General features: G+C 40.3%; 18 protein-coding genes. 3 read left to right on the forward strand and 15 right to left on the reverse strand.

Translation table 11 applies throughout. The features are described from left to right. Positions 1-68: 68 nt before the first annotated feature. Both BQ5321_RS20575 and BQ5321_RS20580 read left to right on the forward strand, forming a co-directional pair. The gene (locus BQ5321_RS20575) at positions 69-1,085 is read left to right on the forward strand and encodes a sensor histidine kinase (RefSeq protein ID WP_071396259.1); all 1,017 of its coding nucleotides are present in this window, start codon (positions 69-71) and stop codon (positions 1,083-1,085) included. Further along, positions 1,082-1,702: a response regulator transcription factor gene (locus BQ5321_RS20580; protein ID WP_071396260.1), complete on the forward strand. Its 621-nt coding sequence runs from the start codon at positions 1,082-1,084 to the stop codon at positions 1,700-1,702. Before BQ5321_RS20575 ends, BQ5321_RS20580 begins: the two co-directional genes overlap by 4 nt. A gap of 71 nt (positions 1,703-1,773) precedes the next feature. Here the strand turns inward: BQ5321_RS20580 and BQ5321_RS20585 are convergent, their stop codons facing one another. Then, positions 1,774-3,213 carry a DEAD/DEAH box helicase gene (locus BQ5321_RS20585; protein ID WP_071396261.1) on the reverse strand — a complete coding sequence of 480 codons (1,440 nt, stop codon included), beginning with the start codon at positions 3,211-3,213 and terminating at the stop codon, positions 1,774-1,776. A gap of 190 nt (positions 3,214-3,403) precedes the next feature. After that, positions 3,404-4,174, reverse strand: a complete 771-nt coding sequence (locus BQ5321_RS20590; RefSeq protein WP_071396262.1) for an SDR family NAD(P)-dependent oxidoreductase — start codon at positions 4,172-4,174, stop codon at positions 3,404-3,406. A gap of 122 nt (positions 4,175-4,296) precedes the next feature. Here BQ5321_RS20590 and cysQ point away from each other — a divergent pair, with 122 nt between their 5' ends. After that, on the forward strand, positions 4,297-5,094 hold the full coding sequence (cysQ, locus tag BQ5321_RS20595) for a 3'(2'),5'-bisphosphate nucleotidase CysQ (RefSeq protein ID WP_200798715.1): 798 nt from the start codon (positions 4,297-4,299) through the stop codon (positions 5,092-5,094). 56 nt (positions 5,095-5,150) lie between these two features. Here cysQ and BQ5321_RS20600 read toward each other — a convergent pair whose 3' ends face one another. The 13 genes from BQ5321_RS20600 to BQ5321_RS20660 form a co-directional block, all read right to left on the reverse strand. Beyond that, positions 5,151-5,354, reverse strand: a complete 204-nt coding sequence (locus BQ5321_RS20600; RefSeq protein WP_234978434.1) for a hypothetical protein — start codon at positions 5,352-5,354, stop codon at positions 5,151-5,153. Between the two features lie 159 nt (positions 5,355-5,513). Continuing rightward, positions 5,514-7,241: a PAS domain-containing sensor histidine kinase gene (locus tag BQ5321_RS20605; protein ID WP_071396264.1), complete on the reverse strand. Its 1,728-nt coding sequence runs from the start codon at positions 7,239-7,241 to the stop codon at positions 5,514-5,516. Between the two features lies 1 nt (position 7,242). Next, positions 7,243-7,710: a GAF domain-containing protein gene (locus BQ5321_RS20610; RefSeq protein WP_071396265.1), complete on the reverse strand. Its 468-nt coding sequence runs from the start codon at positions 7,708-7,710 to the stop codon at positions 7,243-7,245. Then, a complete protein-coding gene (locus BQ5321_RS20615; RefSeq protein WP_071396266.1) occupies positions 7,700-8,353 on the reverse strand; it encodes a response regulator in 654 nt (217 codons plus the stop codon). The genes BQ5321_RS20610 and BQ5321_RS20615 overlap by 11 nt, the downstream gene beginning before the upstream one ends. A gap of 82 nt (positions 8,354-8,435) precedes the next feature. Then, complete coding sequence (locus tag BQ5321_RS20620) at positions 8,436-9,080, reverse strand: sensor histidine kinase (protein WP_071396267.1); 645 nt, start codon at positions 9,078-9,080, stop codon at positions 8,436-8,438. A gap of 52 nt (positions 9,081-9,132) precedes the next feature. Beyond that, positions 9,133-10,356, reverse strand: a complete 1,224-nt coding sequence (locus BQ5321_RS20625) for a nitrate/nitrite transporter (RefSeq protein ID WP_084786874.1) — start codon at positions 10,354-10,356, stop codon at positions 9,133-9,135. Continuing rightward, on the reverse strand, positions 10,349-10,636 hold the full coding sequence (locus BQ5321_RS20630) for a hypothetical protein (protein WP_071396268.1): 288 nt from the start codon (positions 10,634-10,636) through the stop codon (positions 10,349-10,351). The genes BQ5321_RS20625 and BQ5321_RS20630 overlap by 8 nt, the downstream gene beginning before the upstream one ends. Beyond that, positions 10,623-10,934: a hypothetical protein gene (locus tag BQ5321_RS20635; RefSeq protein ID WP_071396269.1), complete on the reverse strand. Its 312-nt coding sequence runs from the start codon at positions 10,932-10,934 to the stop codon at positions 10,623-10,625. The genes BQ5321_RS20630 and BQ5321_RS20635 overlap by 14 nt, the downstream gene beginning before the upstream one ends. Before the next feature lie 5 nt (positions 10,935-10,939). Continuing rightward, complete coding sequence (locus BQ5321_RS20640) at positions 10,940-11,131, reverse strand: hypothetical protein (protein WP_071396270.1); 192 nt, start codon at positions 11,129-11,131, stop codon at positions 10,940-10,942. Continuing rightward, positions 11,121-11,648 (reverse strand): QcrA and Rieske domain-containing protein, encoded by a 528-nt coding sequence (locus tag BQ5321_RS20645; RefSeq protein ID WP_071396271.1) that lies wholly within the window; start codon positions 11,646-11,648, stop codon positions 11,121-11,123. The genes BQ5321_RS20640 and BQ5321_RS20645 overlap by 11 nt, the downstream gene beginning before the upstream one ends. An 11-nt stretch (positions 11,649-11,659) precedes the next feature. Then, the gene (locus BQ5321_RS20650) at positions 11,660-12,220 is read right to left on the reverse strand and encodes a 4Fe-4S dicluster domain-containing protein (RefSeq protein ID WP_071396272.1); all 561 of its coding nucleotides are present in this window, start codon (positions 12,218-12,220) and stop codon (positions 11,660-11,662) included. Then, positions 12,221-14,389, reverse strand: a complete 2,169-nt coding sequence (locus BQ5321_RS20655) for a molybdopterin oxidoreductase family protein (protein WP_071396273.1) — start codon at positions 14,387-14,389, stop codon at positions 12,221-12,223. It abuts the gene before it with no gap. Further along, positions 14,376-15,416 carry a hypothetical protein gene (locus BQ5321_RS20660; RefSeq protein ID WP_071397003.1) on the reverse strand — a complete coding sequence of 347 codons (1,041 nt, stop codon included), beginning with the start codon at positions 15,414-15,416 and terminating at the stop codon, positions 14,376-14,378. Before BQ5321_RS20660 ends, BQ5321_RS20655 begins: the two co-directional genes overlap by 14 nt. Positions 15,417-15,572: the final 156 nt, after the last annotated feature.

The raw sequence follows: 15,572 nt of genomic DNA on the forward strand, positions 1-15,572 counted from the left end.
ACAATTTCCCCTTACTTTCTGTGTATATTTATAGTGATAAGGTATCTCTTTCTATTGGTGGTGGTGAAATGATGAAGGACAAGGATTTTAAAAAGCTAGTATCAGAGTTGTCTGAAGGAATTGTTATCATGGATTCAAATAGAAGGATTATTTACATTAACGAACAGTCTCTTCGAATTACAGGCTGGCAGGTTGGCGAGTCAGTACCCTATTGCAGCTATTGTCAGCTACGTCAGGTAGATGAAGATGAAGAACGCTGTATTCTAGCAAACGAAAATCCATTAGCAAGCTTTCGTTCGCATATGCCAAATTACGTTAATACTGAAACAGACTTTGAAATGTCTATGAAAAAACACGAATTAGATGGTCAAGTCTATCAGGTTTTGATGATTAAAAATCCGAGTCATAATAATCATGATGAAACCGTGAAAATGCAGGAGCTCCTTATTCAGGAAACCATGCTTGCCCAGGAAAGCGAACGCAAAAGAATTGCTATGGAGCTTCATGACCATATCGGCCAAAGTGTCTACAGCATATATTTAGGATTAGATGGAATTAAACGCCATGTTCAGGATCCGGAATACCACGAAAAGCTTGAAAAAATGAATGTCATGATGGAACAAACTCTCCACTGTTTAAAACGCCTCACAAAAGAATTACGTCCCCGTTTATTTGATAACCTAGGATTTGAGACTGCTTTACGATCCGCTGTTGAGGATTGGCAGCACCTGTATAAAGCCGATTTCTCATTGACAATGAACATTCCTCATGACCTAAAGCTCGAGAAAGAGGAAGGTCTTCATATTTTTAGAATTATTCAGGAGGCCGTCAATAACGCCATCCGACACGGAAAAGCAACAAAGATAAAAATTGAAATCTACACCATTGATCAGGTCCTTTATTTCCAAATAAGTGATAATGGACTGGGATTTGATCTAGATAGTATAAATGGCAATGGTGTCGGCTTAAAGCATATGAAGGAACGAGTAAAAATGTTTAATGGCGATATTAAGTGGATTAGCCAAAATGGACAGTCCACAAGGATAGAAGGCTATATCACCATTGAGAAGGGGGAAGAACATTGAATACCTTAATTGTTGATGACCATGAAATTGTTCGTGATGGACTGGCTATGCTGTTAAAGGATTCTTTTCCCATTACTTCTATCTTATTTGCTTCAGACGGACGTGAAGCACTGCAAAAGGCAACGAATTACAAAATCGATCTAGTCTTAATGGATCTTTCTATGCCCGGAGGATTAGATGGACTCCATGCCTTAAGAGAAATGCGAAAGCTGCTGCCAAAGGGGAAGATAATTATCTTCTCCATGTATGATGAAATAGATTATCAACAGAAAGCCTTCGAATATGGCGCTGATGGCTACCTGGTTAAACAGCTGAAAAGTGATTCGATCATCAGATCAATAGAACAAATCTTAAAGGGGAAGAAAATAGCTAATGAAAAAGTAATCGATGCTAATATCCAGGATGACGTCTGGAAAAGTCCCTTCTCGCCGAGAGAACAAGAAGTTTTTATTTTAACCATCAAGGGTTATACTCAAGTGGACATTGCCAAAACAATGAATATCAGCATTAAAACCGTTGAAAACCATAGAAGAAATATAAGCAAAAAACTTGGAACAACTAACAAACGAAATTGGCTTGAATTTGCTCAGCAGCATAAGATGCTAGAAATGTACTAAAATCGGTGTCAGGCACCACAAAAAGACGAATTACCTAAAACTGTCCATTTGTGGTGCCTGACACCTTTGCTTTATTTTGCTTTATGCACCTTTAATCGCTTGCCTTTGACAGTCTTATCCTTCATAGCTTGTAGGACAGCCTGACCCTTTCCGTTCAAGATTTCAACAAAGGAAGCATTTTCTTCAATGGTGATGATGCCAATATCATCAGCTGTCACGCCATCTAATTTGGCAATAGTTCCAACAAAATCAACGGCTCTCAGCTTCTTTTTCTTGCCGCCGTTAAAATATAGCTTCATAATATCTTGATTTAATTTTGCTCCTTTATCCTCCTTCAAAACCGGGGCAGCATTTATTTTTGCAGCAAACAAAGTCCTTTTGTTTTCTACCTCCTCCTTTGAAGGTGGTTCCACTACCGGAATCGCAAATCCAATATATCGCTCAATTTCCTCTACATACTTTTGTTCATAAGGGGTCACAAAGGTAACCGCCTTCCCTTCTTTTCCTGCTCTCCCTGTTCTTCCCGTACGGTGAACATAGCTTTCCTTTTCCACTGGAATATCGTAATTCACCACCAGATTAATATTCTCCACATCAATACCTCTTGCTGCTACATCGGTAGCCACCAGATAGGGAAATTCTCCTCTTTTAAAATCGTCCATGACAGCGAACCTGTCTTCCTGGTACATCCCTCCATGCAGCTTATCACATGGATAACCTGCACGATCCAACCCCTCCATCACATCATCGACTCGTTCCTGAGTACGGCAGAAAATCATGCAGCTGTCAGGATTCTCAACCATCGTCAAATCCTTTAGAAGGGAGAATTTTTCATCTTCCTTTATATCAATAAGACTGTGAGAAATTCTATCTGTCGTAATTCCAGAAGCTTCTATTGTAATTTCAACAGGTTTCCTCATATAGGTATGAACGAGTTGTTTAATACTCTCCGGCATTGTTGCTGAAAATACAGAGGTCACCCGCTCTGCAGGGAGCTTTTGAATGATACTCTCAACCTGTTCAATAAATCCCATATTCAGCATTTCATCTGCTTCATCAATAACAAGATACTTTAATTTTTCAACCGGCAGGGTTCCTTTCTCTAGATGATCTAATACCCTACCAGGTGTGCCGACAACAACATGAGTTTTTTGCTTGAGCTCAAGCTTTTGCTTCGCAAAGGATTGCTTACCGTAAATAGCCGTAGCTTTTATCCTTTTATACCTGCCAATATTGGTGATATCCTCCTTTATCTGAGCAGCGAGCTCTCGGGTAGGTGTCAAAATCAGACATTGCGGTTTATTCTCAACCCATTCAACCATTTCACATACCGGTATTCCAAAGGCAGCAGTCTTTCCACTTCCTGTTTGTGACATAACCACCAAATCCTTTTTTTCTAATGCCATCGGAATCACCTTAAGCTGAACCTCTGTTGGATTTACGTAATTCATATCCGTAAGTGCCCTAATAATTTCGTCACTTATATGATAATTTTTAAAGAATTCGCCCATTAACTAACCTCATTTTATTTATTTTTTATCTTTCGACAAATATTAACAGATATTGAATCATCCTCATAGATTATTTTTACCAAAACAGCACAAATATACCTGATAACAAGTACATACTCTGCTTCTTAAAAATGAAAGGACGGATTTTCTGCGACCTTTTTTGGAAGCAGAAAATCCGTCCTTATGTTTATTAATAATGAACTGCATTACCTGTACCACCTGTTAGAGACAGCACTTCGCCACTCATGGAGACGGATAATGGTGATGCCAGGAAGGTGATTACATTTGCCACATCCTGAGCATTGACCAGACGACCGATGGAGTTCGAGCTTGCAAGCTTAGCCCGGTCCGCTTCATTTGGAATTCGTTCATGAATGGTTTCTGTTTCTGTAAATCCAGGATAGACAGCATTCACATTTATACCATATTTACCTAATTCTATCGATGAAGTTTTCGTTAAATGCACAACCGATACATTTCTTGCCCCCGCACTAACACTTCCGGCCATTCTAGCTGCCAAGCCACTCACATTAATAATCCTGCCCCAATTATTTTCCTTCATATAAGGCGCAACCGCTCTTGTACAACGGAAATAGCCGAGAAATTTCTCTTCAAAGTCCTTTAGGATCAATTCTTCACTTATTTCATTAAATCCTTCCGGTTCCTTTCCGCTTACGCGGGCTCCGTTATTCACTAAAATATCGATACCGCCTAATAAATCTGCAGCGGATTTCACTAGATTTTGAATAGAATCCTTATTTCCCAAGTCCGCAGTGACTGGGTATACATTACGGCCGGTTTCCTCGCTAATTTCCTTAGCTGCGACTTTTAATGCTTCTTCATTTCTAGAACATATGACACAATCAACCCCTTCTAGTGCCAATTGACGTGCAACTGCCTTCCCAATTCCGCGACTGCCTCCTGTAATTAACGCTTTTTTTCCGGCTAACTGTAAATCCATTATATTACCTCCTAATCATTTGCAGGATGATTTCCTTTTATGTAAAATGACATTAATTCTCTCATTTATTATTTCATTATTTTGAAAAAAGAAGCAACTATTAAACTCTAAGGATGATTTATATGCTGGAAACCATTCAAATACTCGATACAACAAAAGCTGCCTATAAGGCTGGTAAAAAAATTCTTGAAATATATCACACCGATTTCCAAGTAGAAGAAAAAGCGGATGCCTCACCACTCACATTAGCTGACCGTAAATCACATGAGATTATTGTTGAACATTTAAGCAGGGGATATCCCTCCATTCCAATCCTAAGTGAAGAAGGGCTACATTTACCTTACGAGGAACGAAAAAAATGGAATACTCTTTGGATTGTGGATCCATTGGATGGAACGAAGGAGTTTGTGAACCGCAACGGACAGTTTACTGTGAATATTGCACTTGTTCAACAGCAAAAACCAGTCCTAGGTGTTATATATGTTCCTGTAAAAGATGTGATGTATTATTCCAACCACCTCGGTGCCTTTAAGGTAAATCAGTACAGCACCCACCAGTTTACATCAGAGCAGGATTTATTAGCGGTTTCTGTTAAAATCTCGGTTGGACACGAGGGGACATATAAAGTAGTTGCCAGTCGCTCCCATTTATCACCTGAAACAGAAGCCTTTGTCGAGAAACTAAAAAATGAATATGGAGAGATTGAGCTCATTTCGGCTGGAAGTTCATTGAAATTCTGTTTAGTGGCAGAAGGCAAGGCCAATGTCTATCCACGCTTTGCCCCTACAATGGAATGGGATACCGCAGCAGGCCAGGCTATCGTCGAAGCAGCAGGTGGAGCGGTGATAGATTCTGAAACCAAGCAACCGTTGCAATATAATAAAGAACAGTTAACAAACAGCTGGTTCATTGTTCGATAATATACTGAAAAGAGCCGCTACATCAAATCGGCTCTTTTTTGCAAGCTTGACCAACTTTACTCTTCATTCATTTCATTTAGCTCATCGATTAACTGCTTTGTCCGTTTCGCATTCCCCTGCGCAAAATTCTCAAGGCGTTCCTTTAGCTCATCGTCGCCTTCAACTCTCTCAGCACTGATTAGATATGTACGCATTAAATCCTCTTCCATTTCGATTGAGTCTTTCAGTACTTTCTCAAGCCTAGCTTTATCATCACTCACATACATCCCTCCTTTGCATTCTTCTATATCGTTTACAAATACATTTTTGAATATCCATATGTGCTCCAAATGAAAACCTGCCAATTAAAGAAAATTGCTGTCAGCTTTACTGACAGCTCGAATTTCTCAGACTTCCTAATACTAAAGGTTTGGTTCATTCTACATCGGTACTTCCAAAACGATTCTTGTTCCCTTCTCTTTAACCGAATGGATAGATAGAAGGCCACCGACTGCTCTTGCTCTTTCTTCCATACTAAAGAGACCAACACCACGGGAAACCTCTTCAAGATTAAAGCCTTTTCCAAAATCCTCTATTACGACCCTTATTTCGTCATCTATTTCACGAATGATCACGTTGGCTTCATCCGTTTGAGCATATTTTCGAATATTCGTTAATGCTTCTTGAATAATGCGGTAAATCGTAATTTCTTTATTTGAACTTAATCTTGTTTGCAGATAGCAGTCAAAATGAACATTAATTTGACTGTATTCAGAATAGCGAACTAGATAGGAGCGAATGGCTGGAATTAAGCCAAGGTCATCTAATACAGATGGACGCAGTGCCCATGAAAGATCACGAAGCTCTTCTATAATCGCGGTTGCCTCCCCAAGCATCTGATCAATTAGTGGATGACTTATTTCTGATTGGAGTCGGTTAATCGTTATTAAATGACTATATAGATTTTGTCCGATACCGTCGTGAAGTTCGCGGGATATTCGCTTCCGCTCTTCCTCCTGGACATCAATGATTTTCGTCATCATGTTCTGGAGCTCTTCCTCTGCAGTTTTTCGCTTCGTAATTTCATGACGTATGGCGAGATACTGATAGGGTCTCCCCTTTCCATCAAGAAACGGAACAATTGTTGTATCCACCCAATAATAGCTGCCATCCTTAGCCCGATTTTTAACTTCTCCTCTCCACACTCTTCCCTTTGCAATGGTCTGCCACAGTTCTGCAAAAAACTCCTTCGAATGATAGCCTGAATTGATGAGACGATGATCATTCCCAATCAACTCATCCTTTGTATATTGAGAGACCCGACAAAACTGTTTATTCACATACGTAATAATGCCTCTTCGGTCTGTTTTAGCTACAATGGAAGAAGCATCCAGTGCAAATTCCAAATCCATCAGCTCATGGATGGATTTTTTCAGCTCCTCAACCACCCGTTTATAATCCGTAATTTCCTTGCGAATGGCCAAGTACTTATAAGGCCTTCCTGTCTCATCAAGAAAAGGGACAATCGTCGTATCTACCCAATAAAACGAACCATCTTTTGCTTTATTTTTTATTTCCCCTTGCCAAACCCTTCCATCTGAAATCGTGCGCCAAAGCTCCTTCATAAACTCCTTTGAATGGAACCCAGAATTGATGATTCGATGGTCTTTTCCAATCAACTCCTCTTGTGAGAATTTAGAAACCTCACAAAACTTTTTATTCACGTAAGTAATTTTCCCTTTACTGTCTGTGAAGGCAACAATCGTCGATTCATTGAGAGCATAGAATAAATCAACTAACTCATATAAAGGATACGATTGTTGTTTGTTAAGTCTTGACCGATCTTTCACTACCTGAAAAGCTATTAAATAATAATGCTCTTCACTAAGAAAAAAGGAATTTACTCGAGTGAATAAAGAAATCGAACGACCATCCCGATGCTGACCATACTGATGAATGATCATCCCCTCTTTTGTATTCTCAAGATCAGCTTCTGGTATAAGTTGACAAATCTCTATCCCGTTTAGTTCATGGTCTTGATAGCCAAAATAGACACAGGCCTGTGAATTCGCATATGCAATGACACCAGAGTCATTTACAAGAATGGTAGCATCACTTGAACTAGAATCGTTCTTATTTTCCTTATTTAAAGGATTATTCCGGTCCATGTTATTTCCTCCTGTTGCTGTTTAACGTTTCCTCCAACCCCTTTGCGGCCAGTAATACTACTCGGTGTTCCTCCTCCGAAAAGGTTCTCTTTGTTCGATTCCCTACTAACAAAACACCTTTTGGAATTCCCTTTATCTGAATCGGAACAGCATAAGCAGATAGAAGCCTCTCAGCAAGCATAATGGGATATTCAAGTGGCTTACCTATAATATGATTAGGAAAATCCTCTACGGTCATTGACCTTCCAGTAGATATGACTTTGCCGGCTATCCCTTTTCCGTAACGGACCGTAATTCTCATGTATTTATCATTACTGTTTCCAGCAGCGTAATGCCATTTAACATCCGGTCCATCGCTATTTTGGATGGCCACGCCAACAAAGTCACAGTTCAATGCAGCCAATACCTTTTCACAGCATGACTCGATATACCGGCATGTACCGCCCTGATTGCACTCTTTATAATCCATAGCCTAATAACCCCTTTTTTAAAGCGAATGCCACAAGCTCTGGTCTTGTTTTCATTTGGAGCTTTTCCATTAGGTTCCCTTTGTGGGTTTCAACTGTCTTGACGCTGATAAACAACTGTTCAGCAATTTCTTTATTCGAAAATCCCTTAGCGATCAAGGTAAGAACCTCTTTCTCTCGATCGGAAAGAAGATTAAACGTATCATTATTTCCTTGCTTCACACTTCCTAAATACTCCTCCATTAACCGTTTCGTTGCGTTAGGATGTAAATACGCATTACCTACTGATACAGAGCGAATGGCATGCAAAAGCTCCTCCTGTGGTGCACTTTTTAAAATACAGCCCGAAGCTCCAGCCTGAATGGCTCTGAATAAATATTCCTCATCGTCATGCATGGTTAGAATTAAGATAGCCATATCAGGTAGCAATTTTTTGAGCTCGGAAGTAGCCGATAAGCCGTCTTTCCCATGAGGCATGCTTAAGTCCATTACCACTACATCCGGTTTTAGTTCAAGCGCCTGCTGGATTCCCTCATTACCTTCTGATGCTTCCCCGACAACTTCCATATCATCATGATTATTTAACAGCATTTTCAGGCCCATTCTGACAACAGCATGATCATCGCATAATAAAATTTTAATCAAGCCCAATTCCCCCTCATTTAGATTACCAATCTAAATACAACAAGGGGATTGCGTTACGCAAGCCCCTTTTTTCATTATTCTACTATAACGGTAGGGAAAACTCTATAGCAGTCCCGTCCTTGACTTTAGATGATATGGAACAGCTTCCACCTATCAAATCCATTCTCTCAATCATGGATGCAAGGCCTGTGGACTGCTTCATAGCTGTTTCCACTTCAAACCCCTTGCCGAAATCGTGAATGGAAATAAATAATCCTTCTGTTTTCCAAGCAAATGTGATGCTTGCCTGAGTCGTATCAGCATGCATCGCAATATTATTCAATGCCTCCTGACAGACTCGAAAAAGAGTGATTCTTTCTTTTTCCGGGAGATCCACTTCATCTCCTGAGACGTTAAATTCCACTTCAATACCGTAGGTTGACGTATACAGCTTTAAATAGGTTTTCATAGCTGAAAGCAGCCCAAGTGTCGTGAGAGTAGGAGGATGTAATTCAACAGCCAAAAGTCTTACTTCTTGAATGGTCTTTTCCATCAATTGAGTCATATCCTCCATATACCCTTTCATAGACTGGTCAACTGTTGTTTCAATTAGCTGCATACCTGTATAAAGACTATATAGAGTTTGACCCACTCCTTCATGAAGCTCAAGAGCAATTCGTTTAAGCTCCTGTTCCTGTGCTTGAATAATGTAGGAACTTACGGTATTCTTTGCCGGCTGTGGTTTCATTCCATCCCTCCTTTCTCTAGCTACCTTCTATTCCAATAAAGCGGCATCATGTCTAGGCTCTTTTTACTCTATTATTAAGCACGTTTAATCTAGATTCTTTAGCTGAACTGTGCATTCCCTTTTTTGTTATAGCTATTTTTTCCTGGTAATACATCCAGATTACAAGTATTAAGCTAGCAAGCGCAACCTCTGATAAGGCCATAAAGCCAATTGCATAGTGGCCCGTTATATTAAATAATACTGACAATAGGATTGGCGGGAAAAAGCCTCCTAATCCACCCATCATGGAAACAATTCCATTCGCAATACCTGCTTGCTTTTGAAAATACATTGGCATTAATTTAAATATAACACCATTCCCTACTCCAGCACAAAAAGCGATGGTCAAGCAGCCTACAGTATACCATGCAATGGATGGAGCCAATGATAGGATAATAGCTGAAATGGTATAGACCCCAAATGTGAACATGAGCAAAATTAATGAATGGAAACGGTCTGCCAGCCAGCCGCCCACTGGACGCATAACAGTAGCCACTGCAATAAATACAGCTGTTCTAATCCCCGCATCTACCTTTTCTAATTCAAAATTCGTAACAAGGAAGTTTGGTAAATAAACGGTAAAGGCAACGAAGGAACCGAATGTGATAAAGTAAAATAAGCTTAAAAGCCATAGCTTTTCATTTTTATAAATGCCTTTAATTTGTTCAACAAGTGAAGTTTTTACCTTTGGCTCCTTCCTATCCCCTAAGAAGAAGTTAGCTGCAATGAAGATTGCCAGAAGAACTAAGTAGAATTGTACGGTAGTAGTCCAGCCAAATTTCTCAGCAAGCATAGGTGCCGCAAATGTCGAGATAGCCGTTCCTATATTACCAGCACCATAAATACCGTTTACTAACCCTAGACGTTCCTTTGGGTAATATTTCGGTAAAGATGTTACTCCGACAGAGAAAACTGCCCCTGCAATCCCAAGGAATAGTCCACCAATTAGGAGATCTGTCAGGGAGTCGGCAGCACTAATATAATAAACAGGAAATAATAGGAGGATAAAGCTGAGTAAGAACATTACTCTAGCCCCAACCTGGTTCGCATAGAACCCTAAAGGAACCCTCAGTACAGAACCTAATACGACAGGCAAAGCCGTGACAAGGGCAAGCTTACTTTCGGGAATCGCAATATCTTCTTTAATAAACGGCATTAATGAGGATAATAAAACCCAAATCATAAATCCGGCGATTAAGTTCATCGTTTGTAATGGAAGCTGGATTTTCTTAATCATTTTGTTCACGCTCTTTCTTTATTACATAATATAATTCAGATTGTTGATCATAGGCAGTCCAGGCGTTATCAGCTAGTGAAACATTAGCTGTTAATGGAACCGCGAAAAATTGTCGAAGGTCAAAATAAATACGTAAATGAGTTTGATCCGGACATATTTCAAGCCTTTGAATTTCCTTCGGCACAAATGGAGCCTGCTCTTCACCCTCTTTATCCAGGATGGCAACTATAACCTTTTTTGAAATGAACGATTGTAAATCTTCCATCTTAATATGTTCCACAGCTGCCGCATCCTCTCTTCGCAGGATATACATTCATCTGATAGCCCTGCAAATACTGCCAGAATTCTTCATCTGCGTGCTCTTCAATAAACTCAATGGTTTCCTCTTCTGACTGCCATCTGCTCATACCTTTTACTTCAGCGACGACAATTTCAATTCCATCTTCTGTTTTTTCATCTAAGTACCAATTCAGACGAATATCTTTAAAAAGTTCTGTAAGCAATCGATCAATTTCAACTGCGAAATCTCCTGCTTTCTCTCTTACAAAACAAAAATCAAGGTATGTTTCACTGTTCATAGGATTCACGCCTTTGCATTTATCGTTTTTTTGTATACAAATATTGCAGTCGGGAAAAGAAAAATGTTTAATCCCCCAAAGATTAATGTATTAATATAGTTTTCATAATAATATTGATGAACCATGTACTGAGTAAAAATGACATTCAGCATCAAAATGATGCATAGTACGGCTACACCCAAAACCCTAAGCTTCATAACGTTTCACCCTCACCGCATAAACTGCTCCATTTTCAACCTTTAACTGAATCTCAGGAAGAGGACGACGCGGAGGTCCTGCAATCGGAACGCCTGTCTCAACATCAAATTTACCATGGTGACAAGGACACAACATGACATTCTGTTCCTTTTTCCAAAACACTGGACAGCGAAGATGTGTACAGGCATTTTGATAGGCAACATATTTATTCTCTGCCAATCTGACTAATAGGGCATCATCATGTTCACCAGGGAAAGCAAACTCGACTGCTTCACCAACAGGAATGTCACTGATATCTGTAATCTTTTGATGCGGATATTCCTTATCGCCAAGCCCCATCAATTCCTTGGCAGCTACAGCTCCCCATGGAAGGGAGGAAACAGCAAATGCACCCGCTGCCCCCACTAGGGTTTTCATAAATCCGCGTCTATCTAGCTTTCTTTCATTATTCCGCTCAATATTATGTGTATAATTATCCTCATTAAAGGGAATTTTATTATTTTTATCCGATGGCATCTGATTACCTCCTAGAACAGCTTTGTTGTACCCTGTAAAATACCAGGCAAATTGACTTTTACATTCGTTTCGCCTTCAAGATATGGCAGGCTTGTCACCCACATATCATTATCCAGGTTGAATTGTTGTTTCTTATTCTCAATCTCTTCATCTGTCAGCCATTGAAGCGTGTTGGTTGGGCAGACACTCGCACACATTGGCGGGATATTATCCTTTGTCCGGTCAATACATAAATCACATTTATACATTAGGTTTTGCTCGGTATCGAACTTCGGTATGCCGTATGGACAGGCAATCGTACAGTTTTGACAGCCAATACATTTTTCCACTAATGCGGATAGAACGGCACCTGTTTCGTGAATTTGGATTGCCTGGGCCGGACAGCTCCTTGCACATGCCGGGTTTACACAATGAAGGCACATAAGCGGCATCGTCTGTCGGTCCTTAAGAGGATTTACATCATATACATAGTTTCGATTCCGCTCTTCATGTCCACCGCACTGTGTACAGGCGGCTAGACAAGAACGACAGCCGATACAATTTTCTAATTCGATATATAGCCTTTTTTGCACTTATAGCACCTTCTTTACTTCAACTTTTTCCAATTGAGCTGCACAAGCCTTAAACTCCGGCATCCGTGACATCGGGTCAAGCGCTGCAATGGTTAATAGATTAATAGATTGTTCGTGACCAAAATGATACGGAACAAAAACAGTATCTTTTCTAATTGCTTCTGTTATTTTCACTTTATAAATAGCCTCGCCTCTTCTTGTAAACAAGCGGACCCTTTCTTCATGTTCCATATTATATTTTGCTGCTGTTTCAGGATGCACCTCGACATATGGCTCCGGGCACATATCACGTAAGAACTGAATACGTCTTGTCTGATTCCCTGATAAATAATGATAAACAACACGACCTGTCGTTAAGCGAAGCGGATATTCCTCACAAGGCTCCTCTGCCGGCGGACGGTAAGGCAAAGCACAAATTTTCGCTTTTCCATCGGGATGGTAGAATTTTTTATCTAAGAACATATGAGGTGTTCCTTGATCATTTTCATCCTTACATGGCCAAAATACTCCATCTTGTTTATCGATTTTGTCCCAAGTAGCACCATAGTAATCCGCATAGCCGCCTTTACTGGCTAATCTGAATTCATCAGCTACATCCTTTGCTGTTTTCAAGTGAGAGAAGTATTTTCCTCTTCCTAGACGTTCGGCAAGCTCTACCTGCATTTGCCAATCCGGCTTTGATTCGCCGATTGGTTCCTGTGCTTTGTTAATTTTAATGATACGACCTTCTAAGTTTGTCACGGTTCCTTCGTCTTCTGACCAAGTAACAGATGGCAGGATGACATCGGCAAACTCTGCTGATTCCGATAAATAGAAGTCAGCACATACCATGAAATCCAAGCCTTTTAGTGCTTTTCGAACAAAGTTTAGATTTGGCGCAGATACGGCTGGATTTGAACATAACAGATACAAGCCGCGGATGGTTTTTTGTTCCATCAACTCAAACATCTCATAAGCTGATACCCCTGGCTGCGGCATTTCCTCTGGTGTTATGCCCCATACCTCACATACCTCTTCTACATGTTTTGGATTGGTAAGTTTACGATAGCCTGGTAATAGGTCTGACTTTTGACCATGTTCTCGTCCGCCCTGTCCATTTCCTTGACCAGTAAAAGTCGCAACACCCGCTTTTGGACGTCCGATTTTACCAGTTACTAAAGCCATATTCGTATAGGCAGAAACATTATCAACACCCTTATGCTGCTGTTCAATACCGCGGGCAAACATCACGACAGCATTCGGAGCTTTTCCGTAAATCTCTGCTGCACGGATGATTTTTTCCGGAGCAACGCCTGTAAGCTGACTCGTATATTCTGGAGTAAACTCTTTTACAAGCTCTTTTGTTTCTTCAAATCCGTTTGTATGGTTCGCAACAAACGCTTCGTCCGCATAACCATTTTGGATTAATAGATTTAAAATACCGTTCGCAAGTGCAAGATCTGTTCCCGGACGCAAATCAAGGTGTACATCGGCTCTTCTTGCTAGCGCTGTTTCGCGGGGATCTGCAACAATGAGGTAGCCCCCTCTTTCCTGTACATGCCACACACGGAACATGGAAGTTGGATGACATTCTGCTGTGTTACTACCAGCAATGAATAAGCAATCTGTTTCATGAATATCTGTCCATGGTAATGTGGAACCTCTGTCCACACCAAATGAACGAAGGAAGCCGCCGGCCGCACTTGACATACAGAATCGTCCATTATAATCGATATAACGTGTACCAAGTGCCACTCGGGCAAACTTGCCTGTTAAATAACATTTTTCATTTGTCATTGATACACCGCTGAAAACAGACAGTGTATCTTTTCCATAGTTGTTTTGCAGCTCGGTAAACTTCTTCGCAATTAAATCATATGCTTCTTCCCAGCTTGCTTCACGAAAGCCCTCTTTCGTTCCTTTCAGCGAAGCATCATCACGAATAAGCGGTTTTAAAATACGATCATCATGGTTTGTCTGCTGGTAGGCTGTAACCCCTTTAGGACACATCTTTCCATGTGTTACAGGCCAGTCATAACGAGGTTCAACCCCGATAATTTTATTCGTTTTTGTATTTACTCTTAAGTTCATCCCGCATTGCATCCCGCAATAGGAGCAATGCGTTTTGATTAAGGTTTCATTTGGATGTCTGACATTCTCTATTTCTCTAAAAAACTTATCCCTTTGCATTCTGGTTTGCCTCCTTCACTTTTACTTCATGGGTAGGGAAACCGGAGAATTGCGCAATCCGGTACTTTCTTCGACATGGAAGACACAGCTCTGCAAGATGGTGGCCTTCCTTCGTTTTAAACTCGATATCGTTCACTCCTAGAACATCAACAACGTCTTTTGACTGTTCTACAGAAACAAATTCATCACCGCACACCTTACATTCTTTCATGGATTGCTCTCCGTAGTGTTCACGGTAGTTTCTTGCCAAGACACTCATAGGACGGAATGGAATATGCGCTAGCTTTCCAAATGGAAGATAAATTAAGGTAATAATAACCGACCATTGATGGATTAAAGACATCGCAGGCTGTCCTGCACCGTGTAAAAACATATTCATAAAGGTTAGGGCTAAACCTGTATAACTTACTAATAACAGCAAATATAATGGAACAAAGTCGTATAAAAACTTTTGCTCTGCTCGTGCCTGCATATTTTTCAAGCGGCGGTATAGAGCCATCGTTACCCCAGTAATAACCATGACAGCTGAGATGTTTAATGCGTTATAAGATAACGTAGCAAGCAGGCCAGTAGCCTCTACAGTTAAGACTTTTACACCCATAACAATAATGTTGTAGTAGCCATTATCATTCATCGTGAAGTACATCCAACCGAACACAAGCGGGAAGGTGACTAAAATAGCAAGAACACAGCCCCAACCAATCAAAGCATGCTGGGTCCATCGGTAAATTCCCCTATTCCAGATAAATCTGTATGTAGCCAGGTGCTCTACAGATGTTTGTGGTGTTGATTTTCTAAACAGCAGCTTAAGACCCTTTTTGATGATGATTTTTGTCGGCGGTCTTTCACCCCAGGCAATAAATCGATAGAAGAAACCTCCAATAAATACGAGTGTTCCCACCATATAGCCATATAGATTTAAATCAATATGAGTAAACATTCTAGTACCAATAAACGTTAAGATTGCTAGTCCACAAACGGCTAGAAACATAGATTTAGCAAAATGCGAGGCAAAAGCATTGTTAATTGATTTTCCATTTTCCTTTTTTACCTTTGCCTTAGCATTTGCTTCAATATTTGTCTGCATGGTAAATCCTCCTTATTCCCAACAATTCCTTAACCTTATTGTAAGAAACTGAACAAACTTTCTACATCGGGGAATTTCCCCATTAGGTCACAGAAA

The sequence above is a fragment of the Bacillus tuaregi genome (genome assembly GCF_900104575.1).
GTDB classification, from domain to species: domain Bacteria; phylum Bacillota; class Bacilli; order Bacillales; family Cytobacillaceae; genus Bacillus_BD; species Bacillus_BD tuaregi.